15 protein-coding genes and 2 pseudogenes are annotated in these 19702 nt (G+C 37.3%); 8 read left to right on the top strand and 9 right to left on the bottom strand.

Translation table 11 applies throughout. From position 1 onward, the window contains the following. The first annotated feature begins 197 nt into the window (after positions 1-197). Positions 198-443, top strand: coding sequence for an accessory factor UbiK family protein (locus ACFIMI_RS01895; RefSeq protein WP_273791228.1), 246 nt, complete (start codon positions 198-200; stop codon positions 441-443). A gap of 405 nt (positions 444-848) precedes the next feature. Further along, a complete protein-coding gene (locus ACFIMI_RS01890; protein ID WP_273724125.1) occupies positions 849-1349 on the top strand; it encodes a YbjN domain-containing protein in 501 nt (166 codons plus the stop codon). A 45-nt stretch (positions 1350-1394) separates the two neighbouring features. On the opposite strand, the gene ACFIMI_RS01885 is transcribed toward ACFIMI_RS01890, so the two are convergent. Both ACFIMI_RS01885 and ACFIMI_RS01880 read right to left on the bottom strand, forming a co-directional pair. Further along, a complete protein-coding gene (locus tag ACFIMI_RS01885) occupies positions 1395-2735 on the bottom strand; it encodes an ATP-binding protein (protein ID WP_375611185.1) in 1341 nt (446 codons plus the stop codon). 8 nt (positions 2736-2743) lie between these two features. Further along, positions 2744-3448, bottom strand: a complete 705-nt coding sequence (locus ACFIMI_RS01880; protein ID WP_375638076.1) for a response regulator — start codon at positions 3446-3448, stop codon at positions 2744-2746. A gap of 144 nt (positions 3449-3592) precedes the next feature. Between ACFIMI_RS01880 and ACFIMI_RS01875 the strand changes: the two genes are divergently transcribed. Beyond that, positions 3593-4243 (top strand): MBL fold metallo-hydrolase, encoded by a 651-nt coding sequence (locus ACFIMI_RS01875; RefSeq protein WP_375617610.1) that lies wholly within the window; start codon positions 3593-3595, stop codon positions 4241-4243. Between the two features lie 67 nt (positions 4244-4310). Here ACFIMI_RS01875 and ACFIMI_RS01870 read toward each other — a convergent pair whose 3' ends face one another. Then, positions 4311-4934 (bottom strand): BA14K family protein, encoded by a 624-nt coding sequence (locus ACFIMI_RS01870; RefSeq protein WP_375692197.1) that lies wholly within the window; start codon positions 4932-4934, stop codon positions 4311-4313. 472 nt (positions 4935-5406) lie between these two features. Continuing rightward, positions 5407-5805: pseudogene (locus ACFIMI_RS01865) on the bottom strand (two-component sensor histidine kinase); the annotation flags it as partial. Positions 5806-5809: 4 nt separating this feature from the next. On the opposite strand from ACFIMI_RS01865, the pseudogene ACFIMI_RS01860 reads away from it, so the two are divergent. Beyond that, positions 5810-6121, top strand: a pseudogene (locus tag ACFIMI_RS01860) (MBL fold metallo-hydrolase); the annotation flags it as partial. Positions 6122-6188: 67 nt separating this feature from the next. Here the strand turns inward: ACFIMI_RS01860 and ACFIMI_RS01855 are convergent. The 3 genes from ACFIMI_RS01855 to ACFIMI_RS01845 all read right to left on the bottom strand — a co-directional run bounded on the left by ACFIMI_RS01855 (position 6189) and on the right by ACFIMI_RS01845 (position 10486). Continuing rightward, positions 6189-6974 carry a BA14K family protein gene (locus ACFIMI_RS01855; RefSeq protein ID WP_375668216.1) on the bottom strand — a complete coding sequence of 262 codons (786 nt, stop codon included), beginning with the start codon at positions 6972-6974 and terminating at the stop codon, positions 6189-6191. A 629-nt stretch (positions 6975-7603) separates the two neighbouring features. After that, positions 7604-9913 (bottom strand): excinuclease ABC subunit UvrB, encoded by a 2310-nt coding sequence (gene uvrB / locus ACFIMI_RS01850; protein WP_375612972.1) that lies wholly within the window; start codon positions 9911-9913, stop codon positions 7604-7606. A 258-nt stretch (positions 9914-10171) separates the two neighbouring features. Beyond that, on the bottom strand, positions 10172-10486 hold the full coding sequence (locus tag ACFIMI_RS01845; protein WP_375612971.1) for an SH3 domain-containing protein: 315 nt from the start codon (positions 10484-10486) through the stop codon (positions 10172-10174). 338 nt (positions 10487-10824) lie between these two features. On the opposite strand from ACFIMI_RS01845, the gene greA reads away from it, so the two are divergent. After that, entirely contained in the window at positions 10825-11298 is a 474-nt protein-coding gene (greA, locus tag ACFIMI_RS01840; protein ID WP_007347010.1) for a transcription elongation factor GreA, read from the top strand. 17 nt (positions 11299-11315) lie between these two features. Next, a complete protein-coding gene (locus ACFIMI_RS01835; protein ID WP_375681173.1) occupies positions 11316-12374 on the top strand; it encodes a glycosyltransferase family 4 protein in 1059 nt (352 codons plus the stop codon). A 1211-nt stretch (positions 12375-13585) separates the two neighbouring features. Here the strand turns inward: ACFIMI_RS01835 and ACFIMI_RS01830 are convergent. Beyond that, positions 13586-14980: a TrkH family potassium uptake protein gene (locus ACFIMI_RS01830; RefSeq protein WP_375631664.1), complete on the bottom strand. Its 1395-nt coding sequence runs from the start codon at positions 14978-14980 to the stop codon at positions 13586-13588. A gap of 310 nt (positions 14981-15290) precedes the next feature. Between ACFIMI_RS01830 and trxB the strand changes: the two genes are divergently transcribed. Continuing rightward, entirely contained in the window at positions 15291-16247 is a 957-nt protein-coding gene (trxB, locus tag ACFIMI_RS01825) for a thioredoxin-disulfide reductase (RefSeq protein ID WP_375638079.1), read from the top strand. A gap of 42 nt (positions 16248-16289) precedes the next feature. Next, positions 16290-17195, top strand: a complete 906-nt coding sequence (locus ACFIMI_RS01820) for a LysR family transcriptional regulator (protein ID WP_273791217.1) — start codon at positions 16290-16292, stop codon at positions 17193-17195. A gap of 1162 nt (positions 17196-18357) precedes the next feature. Here the strand turns inward: ACFIMI_RS01820 and ACFIMI_RS01815 are convergent. Then, complete coding sequence (locus ACFIMI_RS01815; protein ID WP_375612967.1) at positions 18358-19560, bottom strand: pyridoxal phosphate-dependent aminotransferase; 1203 nt, start codon at positions 19558-19560, stop codon at positions 18358-18360. Positions 19561-19702 lie beyond the last annotated feature (142 nt).

Raw genomic sequence — 19702 nt, 5'->3', positions numbered from 1 at the left:
GAGATAGATTTCCACTGATTTATCGCGGTAAAAAATATGGTGATAAAAGGAATATTAAAAAATCTTAAACAAAATCATTATGAAAAATCTGCACAGTATGTAAAATATAGAGTAAAAGGAACAAATTACAGTATCTAAATGTTATGAGAATACGCTATAATGCGTGCGTCAATAATTAAAATTTAAGGAAAAAGGTTATGCGTAATGGATCAAATCGTATTCTTGATGAATTAGCAAAATTAGCAACGGATGCTGCTGACGTTGCGCAAGGCATACGACGTGAAGCTGGAACAGCTTTTCGTGTGCAGGCTGAAAAGATAGCAAACAAACTTGATCTTGTTTCTCGCGAAGAGTTTGAGACTTTTAAGGAGATGGTGCTGAAAATCCATGCTGATAACGCTGATTTGAAAAGACGCCTTGATGATTTAAAAAAAGATGATTAAAAAAAAACGCAGACACAAAAAAGTAAAATAGTTTAAAAAGAAAGAATCTTCAAAAAAATATCCCCAATTTTTCAATATGATGCGTGAAACTAAAAAATGCTTAATCTTGAGTCTGTTAGAGCGGAGCATTTGTTTATTTTTGATTTTTTTTTGGGTAAAGTACATTTTTTTGAATCAGGGGGGCTGGCGCTATGAAATTGTATCAATACACTGAAAAGACTTGATGATTCGTTTTATGACTATCAGGTTGCCCTAAACAGCGCGATTGTGTTCTGGGTGTTTGTGTACTGTCGATGTTTTTATGTGTATTTGTTTGGTGTAAAGGTTCTGATTGTAGCAAAATATTGTTACAGTTGAGACGGTTTATATTCTGTTGACAATGTTTTAAGATGATTGAGGATTGTGATGAGGCTTGCATTTTGCGCCACAGAAAGAAAAGAGCACCCTGTTGACTTTATCGAACAGATTGCCTGTGAATATGATTGGTCGTTTGAGCGGGATGCACAAGATGAAATTAGCGTTTGTGTGGAAGGAAAACGCGCAAACTATCGTCTTGCTTTTTCATGGATGGAAGAGCATGAAGCACTTCATTTAGCTTGTTCGTTTGATCTCTCTATTAAAAATGCTCGAACAGCTGAAATACAGCGCTTATTGCTAGCAATTAATGAAAAGTTGTTGTTGGGACATTTTGATTACTGGCAAAGGAATAATTCAGTTATTTATCGACAAGGTCTTCTTTTGGCTGGTGGGATGCATCCATCTCATATACAGGTTGAAACATTGTTGATACATGCACTTAAAGCCTGTGAAAGCCATTATGTTGCATTTCAGATGGTTGCTTTGTCGGGAGAAAGTGCTTACAAGGCACTACAGTACACTTTGTTTGAAACTGTAGGGAATGCCTAAAATATACAGTCTGTTATTTTTACAGACGGTTTGCGGAAATATTGCTCATAGGGGGACATCAAGAATAGCGCGCACTCCCCCGAGTGGGCTCTCATCTAATTGTATATTGCCACCATGGCTGCGTGCTATGTCTTGAGCAATAGAAAGACCAAGTCCTGTTCCACTTGCATCTTGATTTCGCGCTTTATCAAGTCGAAAGAATGGCTTAAAAACTTCTGTGCGCATATTTTTATGAATTCCAGGTCCATTATCATCGATTATTAATATAAAAGATTCTTGTTGAGAGTTAGCGGTTAGTTTAACGGTCGTGCCGTAACAAAATGCATTTGATACAAGATTGCTGACCAAGCGTGTAAAAGCACGGGGACGTACTTGTATTTCTGTAGGACCTTCAATAGTGTAAGAAAATTGACGTTTGTGAAGACGAGCATCGGTGGAGAATTTTTGCATAAGAGCATTTAAATCAAAAGTCTTGACACTTTCACTTCCTTCACCACGAGCAAAAGCAAGATAATCTTCTAACATATTTTGCATGTCACTTACATCTTGCTCAAGCGGTTTAATATCAAAGTCAGTATTTACTAATGCCAGCTGAAGTTTAAAGCGTGTAAGAATGGTTCTTAAATCATGACTTACTCCTGAGAGCATCATGGTACGTTGTTCAATTTGGCGTTCAATACGTTCACGCATGCGTAAAAAAGCGATGCCTGCACGTCGGACTTCATCAGCTCCTTGTGGTTGAAATCCTTTTGGTAAAGGACGACCGCGTCCAAAGCTTTCTGCTGCTTCAGCCAATTGTTGAATCGGTTTGATTTGATTGCGTAAAAAGTAAATTGCTATCAGCAATAAAACAAGAGCTGTTCCTACCATCCAGCTTAAAAAAATAGCAGTATTGGAAGCATAGGCTTGGCTGCGTGGAGCAAAGACGCGTAAAATGTTGTGACCAAGGTGGATACGGATTTCAACAAGATCAGAATCTCCTACGGTATCGATCCAGAAGGGACGGTTAATTTGGCGGGTGATTTCTTCACTTAAAAAATAGTCAAGAATTGCAAAAAATGGCTTAGGTCCTGGAGGGGGTAAGGAGGTAGGAGATAGAATAGAAATATTTAATCCCATACGTTGTTGTGCAATACGCTTGATATCTTCATAGTTATCTTGTTGGGGATATGTTTCAAGAATATCAATAATGGCTGAAATATCATGCACGACAGCCGTTGAAAGACGCTCCGTTACCATTTGCCAATGGCGTTCCATAAAGACATAAGCAATCACCGTTTGCAGAAGCACCATGGGAGCAATGATAATGATCAAAGAGCGAGCATAAAGCCGTTTAGGCATTTTTTTCGTTAACCATCGAAGAAAAAATCTTAAAGGTTTGATCATTCTTGTGCCTATTCAATAGAGAGTTTATACCCTATTCCTCGCACGGTTTGGAGCCATATAGGCAGTGCTGGGTTTTTTTCGATCTTACGACGAAGGCGGTTGATCTGCACATCAATGGCACGTTCACTTATATTGCTGTCATCGGTCGCGAATTTATGGCGCGGAATTGTATCGCCTGCATTTTCGGCAAACATGACCATCATTTCTTGTTCTTTATCTGTTAATTTAATAATTTCTCCTCCTTTTTTGAGTTCGCGTCGTGAAATTGAAAATATATAAGGACCAAAAACTATTTGCTCAATTTTAGGTTGGTGAGGGGGAAAACCACGTCGTAAAATGGCGTTGATGCGAAGGAGAAGTTCACGAGGGTCAAACGGCTTAGCCAGATAATCATCTGCCCCTGCTTCTAATCCACGGATACGATTGTCTATTTCTGATAAAGCTGTTAACATAAAGATAGGGACATCTTTTGTTTGGCGGAGTGAATGAGTGAGATCAATACCGTTTTCGCCAGGCATCATGACATCAACAATAAGAAGATCAAAATCTAAACTTACTAACAGTCGTCTTGCTTCATTCGCATTAGCTGAAACTGAAACACGAAATCCATTTTTAATGAGAAACTGAAATAAAAGATTGCGAATACGTGTATCGTCATCAATCACAAGAAGGTGAGGGGCATCGTCACACAAAACTTGAACGTGATTGCTCATTCTTAAAAAAACCTTGATAAAAATTTAGTTTACACAAAATGCAAGTTTACATAAGTTGTATAAAGCTGTCGAGCAGCACCTTTACCTTAAAGGAAAGAAAGTTTTATTTATAAATTTAAAAAAGTTATTTTTGAAAAGGATATTATGGGTAGTCTTAATATACATATTATTCCAGTTACGACATTCCAACAAAATTGCACTTTGCTTTTTGATAGTGAATGTAAAACGGGGGTTCTCGTTGATCCTGGTGGTGATTGGCCACGAATTCAAGACGTAATCGAAAAGAATGGTGTTATCGTTGAGGCTATTTGGATAACACATGGTCATTTTGATCATGTAGGAGCAGCAATGCAAGTGAAAGAAGCGCTTAATGTAAAAATTATCGGTTCACATCGCGATGATAAGCCTGTGATGGATGCCGTGAGCGAAAGCGCAAAAAATTATGGCATCACTGATGCTTGCATCTGTATTCCTGACCAATGGTTAGAAGATGGTGAGTGCGTTCATTTTGCTGGACATGTGTTTAAGGTTTTTCACACCCCAGGACATTCCCCTGGTCATGTTATTTATTTCAATGAAAAAGAGCGCTTGGCTCTCTTGGGTGATGTTCTCTTTCGTGGTTCTATTGGACGTACGGACTTCCCCTTCTGTTCTTATGAAAAATTGATGCAATCTCTTCGAGAAAAAGTTTTACCCTTAGGCGATGATGTTTGTTTTATCTGTGGGCATGGTCCCAAAAGTAGCATAGGCTATGAGCGCCAAAATAATCCTTTTCTTCAAGATTTTAATATATGAGCAAATAAAAAACGCTTTGAAGCGTTTTTTTTGCCATTTAAGACTTTTTAGTAGGGCAGAACAGAAGTTAATTTATTGGGGCATAACAAACGTGTTCCAAACCATTACGGTCTCGGAAAGTTCCTGTTTTAGGGTTGAAAGAACGGTATTTTTTCTTGCAATATTGAAGCCAATCAGATTCTAATGATTGTTGTACTGGCTCATATTCCACCGTTTGCGGAGCTTCATAAATTATCTGTTCTTGTGGAACCTGTTGATATACAATTTGATGCTGTGGTGCGGTTTGATAAACAACTTGTGGCTGTTCTGATTTTTTAAAAATTTTGCCGAGAAGTGCACCTGCTGCAAGAGCAAGAATGCCCATTGCTAAAGCTTCTCCTGAGTTATTTATATTAATACTACTGTGTTTTGTCTTTTTGCGCTCGACATAATGATATGTGTTGTGTTCAACATGATGGTGTTGTTGTGCTCCCCATTTATGGCTAACATAATGACGCGTGTGGGGGTTATCAAAAGAGTGATGTTCACTATGAGAAAAATGGGAGCTAAAATTGTGAGACGGTAAACCAGCCTCCCTTCTCATGTCATAGTTATGATACCATGCCATATCTGCAAGCGTTGGATTTAATGGCATCAAAACGGTTGCAGTAGACATTGCTGATAATACCGCTAATCTGAAGAGTTTTTTCATAATGATGCTCCTTGTGTCAATTCGTATTTTTCACATCCTACACGTTTCAAACTGAATAGAGACTGAACAATTTTGGACTTTATTGTGACAAAAAAATAAAAATTCATTTAGTTAAAACTATTATCAATACAATAAAATAAAATCATGACAGAATTTTGATTTCAATTAATGTACTCTTCTTAAGATTAATTAAGCAGCTTGTATTTAGAGCACCAAATTTTTTACTATTGGTTATAAATTATTTATTGATGAGTAATTTTTTATTGCTTGATACAATATGAATTGAACAATAGGTGTATGAACAAAAGTTATCGTTTTTTATTATAGGCTTATGGTGCTAAGATAGAACCTTATTTGTGTGATTGAATACAGTCCTGTTTGACCACTCTCTTGTGAGGCTAAATATTGAGTTCGATATCATATTATAACTGTATAAATATAATATATTGCGGGAACTTTTTTTGATATATGGGAAACATTCTTGTTGGGATATGGCTGTTAGTTTGACAGTATTGGCATAACAAAATGCATTTGACACAAGATTGCTGATGAGACGCCTGAAGGCACGTGGGCGTGCTTGTATTGGTGTAGGGCTTTCAATGGTGTAGGAAAATTGACGTTTGTGAAGATGCACATCGGTAGAGAATTTTTGCATAAGAGCATTTAAATCAAAAGTTTTAACACACTCACTTTCTTCACTACGGGCAAAAGCAAGGTAATCTTCTAACATGTTTTGCGTGTCGCTCACATCTTGTTCAAGCAGCTTGATATCAAAGTCAGTATTTGCTAACGCTTGCTGAAGTTTAAAACGGGTGAGAATGGTTCTTAAATCATGGCTTACACCCGAAAGCATCGTGGTGCGTTGTTCGATATAGTTAGAAGATGGTGAGTGTGTGTATTTTGCTGGACATGAGTTTAGGGTTTTACATACACTGGGGCATTCCCCTGGTCATGTTATTTATTTCAATGAAAAAGAGCGCTTAGCCCTCTTGGGTGATGTTCTCTTTCGTGGTTCTATTGGACGTACGGACTTCCCCTTCTGTTCTTATGAAAAATTGATGCAATCTCTTCGAGAAAAAGTTTTACCCTTAGGCGATGATGTTTGTTTTATCTGTGGGCATGGTCCCAAAAGTAGCATAGGCTATGAGCGCCAAAATAATCCTTTTCTTCAAGATTTTAATATATGAGCAAATAAAAAACGCTTTGAAGCGTTTTTTTTGCCATTTAAGACTTTTTAGTAGGGCAGAACAGAAGTTAATTTATTGGGGCATAACAAACGTGTTCCAAACCATTACGGTCTCGGAAAGTTCCTGTTTTAGGGTTGAAAGAACGGTATTTTTTCTTGCAATAGTTAAGCCAATCAGATTCTAATGATTGCTGGAGTGGCTCATATGCCACCGTTTGCTGCACTTGATAAACTCTTTGATTTTGCGGAACTTTTTGATAAATTACCTGATTTTGTGGTACTATTTGATAAACCACTTGTGGCTGTTCTGGTTTTTTTAAAATTGTACCAAGAATCGTACCTGTTGCAAGACCAAGAATACCCACCGCTAAAGCATCTCCTGAGTTATCTATATGAATATTACTGTGTTTTGTCTTTTTGCGCTCGACGTAATGATATGTTTTGTTTTCAACATGATGATAATGGTGGTGGTGGTGATGATGGTGTTGTTGTTGTTCCGTCTTACTATGTTTGGCTACAGACCTTTCATGTTTGGCTTTAAATCTTCTCTTGTCGTCATCAGAACTCTTGTGGAAATCATCAACAAACTTTTGGAAATCATCAGATAAAAAGCTACGTTTTTTATCAGAACAATGGGAGCGAGAAAAACCGCAAGGCAGAATATCAGCTTTCTTCCTCATTTCCCTTATCGCATCATCTGTTTCTTTACGCATCTTCCTCATCATATCATCTATTTCTCTCGAGATAGAGTCACTACGATTCCATGCCATATCCGCAAGCGTTGCATTTAGCGGCATCAAAACGGTCACAGTTGACATTGCTGATAATACCGCTAACCTGATCACTTTTTTCATAATGATGCTCCTTGTGTAAATTCGTATTTTTCACATCCTACACGTTTCAAACTGAATAGAGCCTGAACAATTTTGGACTTTATTGTGACAAAAAAATAAAAATTTATTTAGTTAAATCTATCGCGGAGACAGTAAAATGAAATCATAACAGAATTTTGATTTCAATTAATGTACTCTGCTTGAGGTTAATTAATAAGTTTGTATTGAGAGTCCACGATTTTTTACTATGGAATATAAACTCTTTATTTAGGGATAATTTTTTATTGTTTGGTACAATATGAATTGAACAATAGGGATATGAATAAAAGTTATCATTTTTTATCATAGGCTTATGGTGCTATGATAAAGTCTTATTTTACTTTATTTGTATTATAGGACAGTGTCCTATTTGAATATTTTCTTGTAAGGATAAATAATATTGAGTTAGATATCAGAGTATAACTGTATAAAGATAATATATTTTAGAAATTTTTTATAAAATGTTCTCTCTCATGTTGTTTTAGACAAATTGAAGCACCCTTGATGTTGGAGGTTGTCTATTTTTCGGATAACGCTGTTTGCTTTTGAGCTTTCGTCTTTTTTTAGAAGAGCTGAAGATTATTTTATGCGGTTTGAAATTTTTTGCTCCTTCATTGATTGCGTTTTTTTCGTTTTATTGTTGCTTGATTAGGGGTGTTTTTACGAGATTTTCCTTTTTGATTTTCCAAAATACCAGTGTCCATGGTTGGTCCCATGTGTGCAAGGTTTGGTTTGGAGAAAAGACTTGGTTGTAATACGCGCTCATGGGTGGATTGTTCGCTATGATGTGTTAAGGGATTTTCCGCGAGTTCTAGTTCTATCTTTTGTAATTGTTTGATTTCATCGCGAAGGTGTGCTGCTTCTTCAAAATTAAGATCAGCAGCTGCTTCATGCATTAATTTTTCGAGGTGTTTAATATGAGATGCTAAATTGTTGCCAACCATATTTTTTTTCTCGATGACATCAGGGATATTTGTACGAATATGGTTGTTTTCATAGCCTGAATTGAGAATATCTCCGATATTTTTTTTGATACTTTTCGGTGTGATATGGTGTTCTTCATTATAGGCTATTTGTTTTTGTCGACGTCTTTGTGTCTCCTGTAAGGCTCGTTTTATGGAACCAGTGATCGTATCTGCATAGAGGATAACACGGCCATCTACGTTACGTGCAGCACGTCCGATTGTTTGTATGAGGGAAGTTTCAGAGCGCAAAAAGCCCTCTTTATCGGCATCTAGAATGGCAACAAAACCACATTCTGGAATATCTAAGCCTTCTCGGAGCAAGTTGATACCGATGAGGACATCAAAGGTGCCAAGCCGAAGATCGCGTAGAATTTCAATGCGTTCTAATGTATCAATGTCGGAATGCATATAGCGTACACGAATACCTTGTTCGTGGAGATATTCCGTTAAATCTTCGGCCATACGCTTGGTTAGGACGGTCACTAGTGTGCGGTAGCCTTTTTGAATTGTTTTACGAATTTCATTCACAACATCATCGACTTGATTTTTGGCTGGACGAACCTCTGTTGGTGGGTCAACAAGCCCTGTGGGGCGAATAACTTGTTCTGCAAAAGTACCGTGAGATTGTTCTATTTCCCACCGTCCAGGTGTTGCGGAGACAGCAATCGTTTGTGGGCGCATAGCATCCCATTCTTCAAAGCGCAAAGGACGGTTATCCATACAAGAAGGGAGGCGAAAACCATATTCTGCTAAGGTTGCTTTTCTGCGAAAATCACCTCGGTACATACCACCAATTTGGGGAATGGTTACATGGCTTTCATCGATAAAAACAAGAGAATTGAGTGGAATATATTCGAATAAAGTTGGGGGTGGTTCACCGGGATTTCGTCCTGTTAAATAACGTGAATAATTTTCAATTCCCGGACATGAACCGGTGGTTTCCAACATTTCCAAATCAAAAACTGTACGTTGTTCTAAACGTTGTGCTTCTAAAAGACGTCCAGCTTCGTTCAACTCATCGAGGCGTTGAACGAGTTCCATTTTGATAGATTTCATCGCTTGGTTAAGTGTTGGGCGTGGTATTACGTAGTGTGAGTTGGCATAAATTTTAATTGATTGAAGATCGCCTGTTTTTTGTCCGGTGAGAGGATCAAATTCCGTAATTGTTTCCACTTCATCGCCAAAGAGCGAAATACGCCAAGCACGATCTTCGAGGTGGGCAGGGAAAATTTCGATTGTATCCCCTCGTACACGAAAGGAACCACGAACGAAGTTGATATCTTGTCGATAATACTGTTGAGAGACTAAATCAGCCAAGAGTTTTCGTTGATTGAGTTTGTCCCCTTTTTCTATTTCGAAGGTCATGGCCGTATAGGTTTCTACGGAACCAATTCCGTAGATGCAGGAGACAGATGCGACGATAATAACATCATCACGCTCTAAGACAGCGCGTGTTGCAGCATGGCGCATACGGTCGATTTGTTCATTAATTGAGGATTCCTTTTCAATATAAGTGTCTGAGCGTGCAACATAGGCTTCTGGTTGATAATAGTCATAATAGGAAACAAAATATTCGACGGCATTATGGGGAAAAAAACTTTTAAATTCCCCATAAAGCTGCGCTGCTAGAGTTTTATTGGGAGCTAAAATCAGAGCTGGACGCTGTGTTTTTTCAATGATATTGGCCATTGTATAGGTTTTCCCTGAGCCGGTAACACCCAAAAGCACTTGTGTACGTTCATTTTTTTGAATTCCCTCAACCAGAGTTTTAATGGCTTGAGGTTGATCTCCCGCTGGTTTAAAAGATGTTTCGAGTTGAAATGGAATACCACCTTCAGATTTTTCAGGACGAATGGGGCGGTGAGGTGTCCATAATGCACCATTCTTAAAAAGAGGATTACCTGAAGCAATAAGAGCAGAAAGAGCTTCTACTGTTGCAGTAACACCATTTTTCATTGTTGTATCCTTTGATAGAAAAGTGCTGGTGATTTTAAAGAAAATACTAATTTTTACAAATTTATTACGACAACAGCAAAACGTTATTGAACAGATTTGTTTTGGTTTATTGGAGCCTTCATTAGGATATTGATCAAGTTTTTTATGAGACAAATTCTTCGAAGTATTTCTTTGGAAGGAGCATATTTGTGGTTGTTCGTGAACACTATTGTATTTTTGCCATGATGATATTCAAGAGGGCATAAGTTATTATGGCTGTTATGGAGAATAATCGGTACGTTTGGGCATTAAAGACATTGTATATGTGTGATAAAGATCATTTCCATCTTTAAATGAAAGATAACGAGATGACACCCAACCTATTTGAGTGTTATATCGGATATGGCACCAATTTCCTTCACAGTTTTTAACAAAAACTAATTCTCCAGCAGAGATTAAGCCGCAAAGTGCATATTGAGTGCTGGGACCTGTTCTAAAATTAAGATTTCTCGTAACAAAAGCATCTGCTGCCTCTGATATTGTTGTGGCTAAAAAGAAAGAGCCAAACATAAAAAAAATGACGATTTTTTTCATTTTTCTGTAAAGAATTTCTTTAGAGATTTTCTATCCTTCTCTCTTCATATTCTATATAATTTCTTTTACTAGATTATGATAAAACAGAAAAAAATACAATTCTTTCTTCTTTAGGACACTTTAAAGAGAAGAGTGAAGTTTAACGTTTTAAACACCAAAATGAGATGTTTTAATCACTATTTGTGCATGTTTTGTTTCCTTTATTTATTTTTATATGGAAAACAGCGATACTGTACTATATAATAAAAAAGATCGTAGTTTTCGGATTCCAAAAGTAATTTTGGAAGCCGTTTTTTGTATTTTTATTAAACCTTCCGTGTAATAGAAAGGGACGGATTATGGAAAAAGTTCCGATGACTACAGCTGGTTTTGAGAGTCTTAAAGAAGAGTTGCGTTGGCGTCAACAACAGGAGCGTCCGCGAATTATTGAAGCAATTTCTGAGGCGCGTGCGCATGGTGATTTATCTGAAAATGCTGAGTATCATGCAGCTAAAGAAGCACAAAGTCATAATGAGGGGCGTATAAATGAGCTTGAAGATTATATCGCACGAGCAGAAGTTATAGATGTCTCGCGTCTTTCAGGTGACAAAATAAAATTTGGTGCAACCATTAAACTCTTGGATGAGGATACTGAGGAAAAAAAAGTGTATCAGATCGTAGGGGATCAAGAAGCTGATGTAAAGGTTGGTAAAATCTCTATTTCTTCGCCTATCGCACGTGCACTTATTGGCAAGCAAGAAGGTGATGTGATTGAGGTGAATGCACCAGGTGGTGCGCATAATTACGAGATCATTAAGGTTCAGTACATCTAAATAACATATGGATTATTATGCGTGTATCTTTGGACGAAACTGAAATTATTGCGCCTCACTTTAAAAGGCGTTTGTCGGGAGTAACATCTACGATTATTCAGCTTATTCCACTGCAACGCGAACAGGGTGTGCGTATATCCACTTTGGGGTTTGGTTTACCACGAACTTTGCCAACTCTTGCCTTTAGGGACCTTTTCGGACTTTGGAAAAGTCCGAAAGGGAAGCCGTTTCGTATTTGGCATGCGCGACGCAATATTGAGATGCTTTGCGGGGTGTTTTTACGCGATGTTTTGCGAATGAAGCTTAAACTCATCTTTACTTCGGCATCTCGACGCGAACACAAGCCTTTTACCAAATGGTTGCTTCGTCGTATGGATAAAGTTATCGCTACTAGTGTATGTACGGGAACCTATCTAGAAGTGCCTCATAAGGTTATTATGCATGGAGTGGATATTAGGCGTTTTTCACCCCCAAAAATTCCTGATGATTACTTTCCAGCAACTGGGGTACCAGGAAAATATGCGGTAGGATGTTTTGGGCGCGTGCGCTATTTAAAGGGTACTGATTTGTTTGTGGACGCGATGATAGCATTATTGCCTGACTATCCCGAATGGACAGCACTTATCGCTGGTCGGACTACAGAACAGCATTATGGTTTTGAAAAGAAATTACGACAGAAGATTGCTGAAGCTGGTTTAAACGACCGCATTATTTTTCTTGGTGAAAGGCTTGATATACCTGTGTGGTATCGCCGTTTATCACTTTATGTAACTCCTTCTCGTTTGGAAGGTTTTGGTCTGACACCATTGGAGGCAATGGCATCACAGACGGCTGTAGTGGCGAGTGATGTAGGAATTTTTAAAGAATTGGTGGTCGAGGGAACAGGAACGGTTGTTCAAGCAGGAGATGGAGCGGCTTTAACAGCAGCAATTGAACCTTATTTTGCTGATGTAGAAAAAACATTGGCAGCCGGAAAGAAAGCTTTAACCCATGTTCGTACTCACTTTCCTTTGGAAAAAGAGGCAAGCAAGATTGGAAGTGTTTACAAAGAACTGTTTGCAGAAAAAACACTTTGATTATTATATCAAAAATCTTTTTGAGGAATGATAAAAAGTATTTTTCTTAAAGGTTTTTCATAGTCATTAAGAAAACAGCTCAATGATATAAATGTTATTTTACAAAATTTATATTGTCTTTAGTAGAACACTATAAGAAGTTCCCAAAATTTTGGATAAAAGATTAAAAATGTATACGCTTGAGAGCGATATGTAGTTTATGATAAAGCATACTACGAGAGAAGAAAGCTACTTTTATTCATTGATATTTTAGAATAAGAAAATAATGCTTTAACTCAAGTCTGGGGATTTATGCACTATCTTATACGGTGTCGTGCTGATATTGTTGGTTTTGTAAGACTTAAATAGATAGCAAAAAAAACGTTTTCTTGTCTTAAAAAGATAATGATGGTATCTCCATGGATAAAATAGTCGTACATATTTTCAATAAATTCATAATAAGATGGATTTAAGATCAATATATATATATGATTTTTATAGATAATTTACCTTTTCAATTTGAATAAGAGCTTTGAGTACCGTAAGATTTTCTCATGTAAAATCTGTTGATATTAACAATGAGAGCTATCTTCTTGTACATCACAATTGGAAGAAGGCATGTGGTGGATAAAAACTATTGAAGACAGGGTGTAAAGAGATTTCTTATAAATTGTCTGAAATGCAGGCTGTTACGACATTAATAGAAAGAAAATAATATGGTGGTACTAATTTATATCTTATTTTTTGGTACCGACTTGCACCTTATTGTTATTTAAGTAAAAATGATGGTGCCCATTTTATATCTTTCATGAGGGCTGTCGTGAAATGGGGGTGATGAGTATTGTGAGATGTTTTTTACAAGCTTGTGAGTTCGTAATATAATAGCATTTTTTTCTATAAGGGTGTAACTCTATTAAAGAGAAAAAACACTTTTATCAGCAAATATTCATATTTTTTGCATGAGAGATTATTCCTAAAAAAGAATGTTCTATGCGTCCACTTTATTTGATAAAGAAGATCAATAAAGTGAAGTTTTATATGTTATGGCTTTGAAAATATTGGTATTTGATTGTTTTTGTTGAATTATTTTTATATCATTGATATGATGATTTGTATGGAAATTTTAGAAAATCTTCAGTGGATTGAGTAAGGGGTGAATATTATGACGCATACTGTTCTCGCCTTTTTATCTTGTCAATTTTTTATCATGGTAGCATAAAATACTCTATACATTAGAATTGTTCACGCCAGAAAGCGGGAATAAAAAGGACGAATATTGTTATGATTTCAAGGCGTCCAGCTAACATTAGAAAACTTAAAATCCATAAAGCATGATCGTTGATTGTAGAGAAATTACCAGTGGGGCCAATAATATCTCCAAAGCCTGGACCAACATTTGAAAGTGCGGTTAAGACCCCCGTAAAGGCAGAGGTAAAGTCAAGACCGGTTGTAAGCAAAAGTGCAGTGCCGATAACAAGGCAAAACATATAAAGACAGACAAAAAACAAAACGGCTTGAGCAACATCATTTGATATATTTGAGTGATCGTAGCGCGCTTTTACAACGACATTAGGAGAAAGAAGTTTTTCTATATTTGTTTGTGTAATACGCCAAAGAATAATGAGGCGATTGATTTTCATGCCACCAGAAGTAGAACCAGCACATCCGCCTGTAAAAGAAACAATAAAGAAAATTCCAAGCGCAAACGGTCCCCAAAGTTGATAATCTTCAGCGCTGTAACCGGTGGTGCTAATAATGGATGAAAGGTGAAAAATGACATCAAGGAAAATCAAGTGGAACGCGCGATGATCATAAAACCGTAGCCATGCCGCTAAAGCAAAGCTGAAAAGGAGAACGATATGGAGAAAAACAATCACTTGTGGGTCAAGGAAGCGTTTAGAGTGTCCAGGAAGGACTAATTTAACATAAAGTACGAAAGGTAAAGCAGAAAGCAACATGAAGATTGTTGAAATAATTAAGATGGCTGGTGTATCAGAAAAATAGCCAAAAGAAGCATCATGCGTTGAAAAACCAGCTGTTGCTACTGTACTCATTGCATGGTTAATGGCATCAAATAAATTCATGCCTGCAGCAAAATAAGAAAGCATACAAGCCAATGTTAACCCAACATAAGCGATGATAATTCCGTTAGCAATTTGGTTGATGCGAGGCAATATTTTTTCAGATTTATCAGATGATTCCATATGAAAAAGTCGCACGCCACCCACACGCAGTGAAGGCAAAATTAAGAGGGCTAAACCGATAAAACCAATGCCCCCAATCCAGCATATAAGAGAACGCCATAATAAAATACTTCGCGATAAATTATCAAGATCAGAAAGGACTGTGGAGCCTGTTGTTGTAATTCCAGAAACAGATTCAAAAATGGCTCCTGCTAGAGAAATGGGAAGAGGAGAAAGATAAAGAGGTAAGGCACCTACGATGCTTCCTGTAAGCCAAAGACAAACAGTGAGCATAAAGCCAAGCCGTGCTGAAAAGCGACAAGTAGCTCCCTTAGTTGCTAAAAGAATCAGCGTTGCTAACATGGTGGTTATGGCACAAGAATAGAGAAAGCTTATCCAATTACGATTGTTGTCGTGCAAATCCACAAAAATTGGCAAAAGCATTGCTCCTCCCATGATTAAGGCAAAACGTGCACAGACATTGATAATAAATTGAAAAATGATCGTTCCCTATCTTTGTATCTCTTTTTATTATGGTTTTGTGCTCATAAGAAGTTACATTTTTCTCTTTATAGGATAAGGATTAATTCTTAACATTAGCGTGCCTTGATGAATTAGTAATCAGACCTTTTCATAAAACTTGAAAAGAAGTATACATAACATAATTAGGGCTCTTGAAAAATATTTTTTTAAAAGGCTGCATTCCGTTATCATTTATAGAATAATTAATTTATAATAAAGTGAAGGGGATTTAATGGTACAATCGCATATTCGTCTGCTGATTATTGGCTCAGGTCCGGCTGGTTATACAGCGGCGGTCTATGCAGCAAGAGCAATGCTTAAGCCTGTTTTGGTGACGGGCTTGCAGCAGGGGGGACAATTGACAATTACAACTGATGTTGAGAATTATCCAGGTTTTGCAGATCCCATTCAAGGACCATGGTTGATGGAACAAATGGCAAAACAAGCTGAGAATATGGGGACAAAAATTGTTTATGATACAATTATAAAGGCTGATTTGTTGAAGTATCCTTTTGTCTTATATGGGGATTCAGGAACACAATATTCTTGTGATGCACTGATTATTGCAACAGGAGCTCAAGCGCGCTGGCTTGGTTTAGAAAGTGAACAGACCTTTATGGGCGGAGGTGTTTCCGCTTGTGCTACATGTGATGGCTTTTTTTATCGTGATAAGGACGTTATTGTCGTGGGAGGAGGAAATACGGCTGTTGAAGAAGCACTTTATTTATCGCATTTGGCTAAAAGTGTAAGCGTGGTTCACAGGCGGGGGCAGTTTCGGGCAGAAAAAATTTTACAAGATAGGTTGCTGGCTTGTAATAATGTGCGTGTTCTTTGGGATCATGTGGTTGAAGAAATTGTGGGGCTGCCAGCTCAAGATTCAATGGGCGCTGTTGTAACAGGGGCACGTCTGAAAAATGTTAAGACAGGTCACGAGATGAAAGTGAATGCAGAGGGCATATTTATTGCCATTGGGCATGATCCTGCTGTTTCTCTGTTTGAAGGACAGCTGAAACAAAAACGAGGCGGCTATTTATGGACAGCACCCGACTCAACAGCAACAAGCATTGCTGGTGTTTTTGCTGCTGGGGATGTGACAGATGAAACATTCCGCCAAGCTGTAACAGCTGCGGGAAGAGGATGTATGGCAGCGTTGGAAGCAGAACGGTTTTTGGATATACCCAGGCGTTAGTCATTCATTGAGAACATAGAGAATATAGAGGTAGAATTAATTGTGGCGCCACCGTTGGATTGGGATAAGTTAAGGGTTTTTCACGCTGCAGCAGAAGCGGGATCTTTTACGCATGCTGCTCAAAAACTTCATTTATCTCAATCAGCCGTTTCACGACAGGTTTCGGCTTTAGAACAAGAGGTTGGGGTATCCTTATTTCAACGTCATGCGCGTGGTTTGATTCTTACAGAACAGGGAGAAACTCTTTATCGTACAGCTCATGATGTTTTGATGAAGCTTGAAAGTGTGCGTTTGCAATTAAGTGAAAGCTATGCAAAACCAACGGGGCACTTGCGTGTGACCTCGACCTTTGGAATGGGGGCAGGGTGGATTGCAGAGCGTATGCCAGAATTTCTTAGTCTTTATCCTGATATGCAGGTTCAGCTTTTGCTTTCCGATGAAGAGCTTGATTTGACAATGTGTCATGCGGATTGTGCTGTTCGCTTACATCAACCCAAACAACCTGATCTTATACAAAGAAAACTCTTTACAATTCATATGCATGTCTATGCTTCGGAAAAGTATATTGCAAATTATGGAAAGCCGGAAAAATTGTCTGATCTCGATGAGCATCGTATTATTTCGTTCGGTGAACCTGTTCCACCTTATTTGTCTGGTTTAAATTGGTTGGAAAAGGCTGGTAGAAGTGATGGATCATTGCGCGTTTCAGTTTTACAAATCAACAATATCATCTCAATAAAGAATGCGCTTATGCGTGATCTTGGGATTGCTGTGCTTCCTGATTATATCGTCAATAATGATGAGCATTTAGTGCGTCTTTTTCCTGATATGGTTGATATTCCTTCTTTTGATACTTTTTTTTGTTATCCTTATAATTTAAAGAATTTGGCAAGGTTAAATGCTTTTCGAGATTATATTTTTTTAAAAGCTCGCCAGTGGTCTTTTTAATATTAATATCTTAATTTATAAGGAATAATTAGCTGTTTTGCAACTTGAGACTCCCGTAATATTCTTTCGTTTCAAATTTGCCTATATTGAATCAATTAAAATTATTTGTTGCACATTAAAAGTGGAGGGAGTCCGTACGGGTAAATATTTTTGAAAAGAGGGATAAATGTTTTTTATGAATACTAGCAACCGTGAGGGTTATTATATATTGAAAAATGGACAATCGTGTGATGGTGTAGTTAACATTTTTACTATTTAATTAAAGAGAGTGGTACATGATGGAGACAAATTTAAAGCTATGTGTTTATTGCATAGCAGATACGCTTAAGTCTTTATTGTGCTTTTCCTTATAAAATGACATAGAATACTATCTCTTGATTATGTTGCCTCCCAGTTTCGTTTTCTTGAGTGTTCCCTTACGAAGATCTATCAGATTGATTTTATCTCTGAGGATTTTCCAAATTTGCCGGACATATGTCCGGCTTTTTTTTAAATTTTTGAAAGAGTCCCTAGAAATTGCAATATATGGGAAGATGATAAAGAAAAAATTTCGAAACTGGTGGATATCCAACAATTTTTTTAAGAATACTAAAATTCAATGAGGAGTTTGAGAGGGGATATTCTATTGTACTGTAAAAGTCTGTCTTTTAGGGGTGTGATATAAAATATTTAAAACCTTATACATGAAGTGCTTTTTATTAGAATGTGAGGTGAATATTTAAGGCAGGTCTTGTTCATAAAGCCTATGAAGTAAATCAAGTAGTTATTAAATAGAACTTAAAGGAAACTGGATTGCTTACACAACGATGGGAGGTGGCTTCTTCTTCGTTTTAGGACGAAGAAGAAGCTGAGAAATAGAAGAGATTTTATTGTAAGGGCCTTTGATTATAAGGGCAATTGTGTTTAAAAGTGCTCGGTCTTTTTTAGAGTTATAAATTGAATGGAGAAAGTAGAATAGGCTTGTCATCTCTTATGATAATAGACCGATTCATTTATTTGATAGCTAAATTTTTTTGATCTTTATCTACAGCATCTATTTTTGTGTTTATTCATAGATATTTTTGCTGAATCGATAGATTTAGACCATGACACAGTTTCAGATATTTTCTCGGATATACTAACATTCGGCAAAAAACAATCACAAGAGATGATATTAAAAATTTTAAATTAAACTGTTGCAAAAACGCTGTATACGTATACAAGCTTTTTCAAGTAATTCTTCTGATGTTGCATAAGAAATACGAAAAGTTGATCCAAGTCCAAAAGCAGATCCTTGGACGACAGCAACAGCTTCTGTTTCTAGAAGCGCTATGGCAAAGTCTTCATCATTCGTAATACGTTGACCATTGGGTGTTTTCTTTCCAATAAGTCCGGTGCAAGAAGGATAAACATAAAAAGCACCCTCAGGCGTTGGACAGTGAATGCCAGGAGCTTGATTTAGCATGGAGACAACGAGATCACGGCGTGCTTGAAAAATACTTTTATTTTTAGCAATAAAGTCTTGTGGCCCGTTGAGTGCTTCAACCGCAGCCCATTGTGAAATGACACTTGTTCCAGATGTTTGCTGTCCTTGAATGGTATCCATGGCTTTAATGAGTTCTTGTGGTCCGCCTGCATAACCGATTCTCCATCCCGTCATCGCATAGGCTTTAGAAACACCATTCATTGTGAGTGTACGCTCATAAAGCGCTGGTTCTACTTGAGCTGGAGTCACAAAGGTAAAACCCTCATATGTGAGATGTTCATATATATCATCGGAAAGGATATAAACATGAGGATATTTTACTAAAACATCTGTAAGTTTTTTCAATTCATTATGTGTATAAGCGGCACCTGATGGATTTGAAGGAGAGTTAAAGATGAACCATTTGGTTTTGGGGGTAATGGCAGCTTCTAGCTCTTGTGGTTGGAGTTTATAAGAAAATTCGGCTTTTGTTTCTAAAAAGACAGGCGTACCATCGTTGAGTGCGACCATTTCTGGATAACTAACCCAATAAGGGGATGGAATGATGACCTCATCTCCTTTATTCAAAGTTGCCATGAATGCATTAAAGAGAATTTGTTTTCCACCGGTACCAACAATAATTTGTTCTGGTTGGTAAAGAAGATTATTTTCTCTTTTAAACTTTGCAGAAATTGCTTGGCGCAATTCTGGAATTCCTGATATGGGAGGGTATTTTGTTTCTCCCCTTCGAATAGCTTCAATAGCCGCGTTTTTGATGTTGTCTGGGGTATCAAAGTCTGGCTCTCCAGCACTTAAAGCAATAACATTGCGCCCTAATGCTTTTAAATGGCGGGCCTTTTGAGAAGCAGCAATTGTTGCAGAAGGTTTGATACGAGACAGTTTGTCGGCAATAAAAGCCATAATTTTAAATCCTTATATTATATCAACAAATGGTTATTGCTTTAAGGATATTCTATAAGAGATTATATTGTATGCAATAAAAAACTTCCAAAATACTCTTACACGGGCTTTATATTCTTCTTTTTTGAGATATTTTACAAGA

The sequence above is a fragment of the Bartonella sp. AP4SXKL genome (genome assembly GCF_042195845.1).
Taxonomy (GTDB): Bacteria; Pseudomonadota; Alphaproteobacteria; order Rhizobiales; family Rhizobiaceae; genus Bartonella.
Note: the sequence above shows the minus strand (reverse complement) of the source record. Positions and strands in the feature narration are given on the sequence as shown.

Excerpts from the sequence above, each read along its gene's own strand:
- uvrB (WP_375612972.1), bottom strand. The coding sequence starts at position 9,913 with ATGAAAAATGGTGTTACTGCAACAGTAGAAGCTCTTTCTGCTCTTATT.
- ACFIMI_RS01830 (WP_375631664.1), bottom strand. The coding sequence starts at position 14,980 with ATGCTTTTGCCAATTTTTGTGGATTTGCACGACAACAATCGTAATTGG.
- ACFIMI_RS01885 (WP_375611185.1), bottom strand. The coding sequence starts at position 2,735 with ATGATCAAACCTTTAAGATTTTTTCTTCGATGGTTAACGAAAAAAATG.
- ACFIMI_RS01845 (WP_375612971.1), bottom strand. The coding sequence starts at position 10,486 with ATGAAAAAAATCGTCATTTTTTTTATGTTTGGCTCTTTCTTTTTAGCC.
- greA (WP_007347010.1), top strand. The coding sequence starts at position 10,825 with ATGGAAAAAGTTCCGATGACTACAGCTGGTTTTGAGAGTCTTAAAGAA.
- ACFIMI_RS01875 (WP_375617610.1), top strand. The coding sequence starts at position 3,593 with ATGGGTAGTCTTAATATACATATTATTCCAGTTACGACATTCCAACAA.
- ACFIMI_RS01835 (WP_375681173.1), top strand. The coding sequence starts at position 11,316 with ATGCGTGTATCTTTGGACGAAACTGAAATTATTGCGCCTCACTTTAAA.
- ACFIMI_RS01870 (WP_375692197.1), bottom strand. The coding sequence starts at position 4,934 with ATGAAAAAACTCTTCAGATTAGCGGTATTATCAGCAATGTCTACTGCA.
- ACFIMI_RS01855 (WP_375668216.1), bottom strand. The coding sequence starts at position 6,974 with ATGAAAAAAGTGATCAGGTTAGCGGTATTATCAGCAATGTCAACTGTG.
- trxB (WP_375638079.1), top strand. The coding sequence starts at position 15,291 with ATGGTACAATCGCATATTCGTCTGCTGATTATTGGCTCAGGTCCGGCT.
- ACFIMI_RS01880 (WP_375638076.1), bottom strand. The coding sequence starts at position 3,448 with ATGAGCAATCACGTTCAAGTTTTGTGTGACGATGCCCCTCACCTTCTT.
- ACFIMI_RS01895 (WP_273791228.1), top strand. The coding sequence starts at position 198 with ATGCGTAATGGATCAAATCGTATTCTTGATGAATTAGCAAAATTAGCA.
- ACFIMI_RS01890 (WP_273724125.1), top strand. The coding sequence starts at position 849 with ATGAGGCTTGCATTTTGCGCCACAGAAAGAAAAGAGCACCCTGTTGAC.
- ACFIMI_RS01815 (WP_375612967.1), bottom strand. The coding sequence starts at position 19,560 with ATGGCTTTTATTGCCGACAAACTGTCTCGTATCAAACCTTCTGCAACA.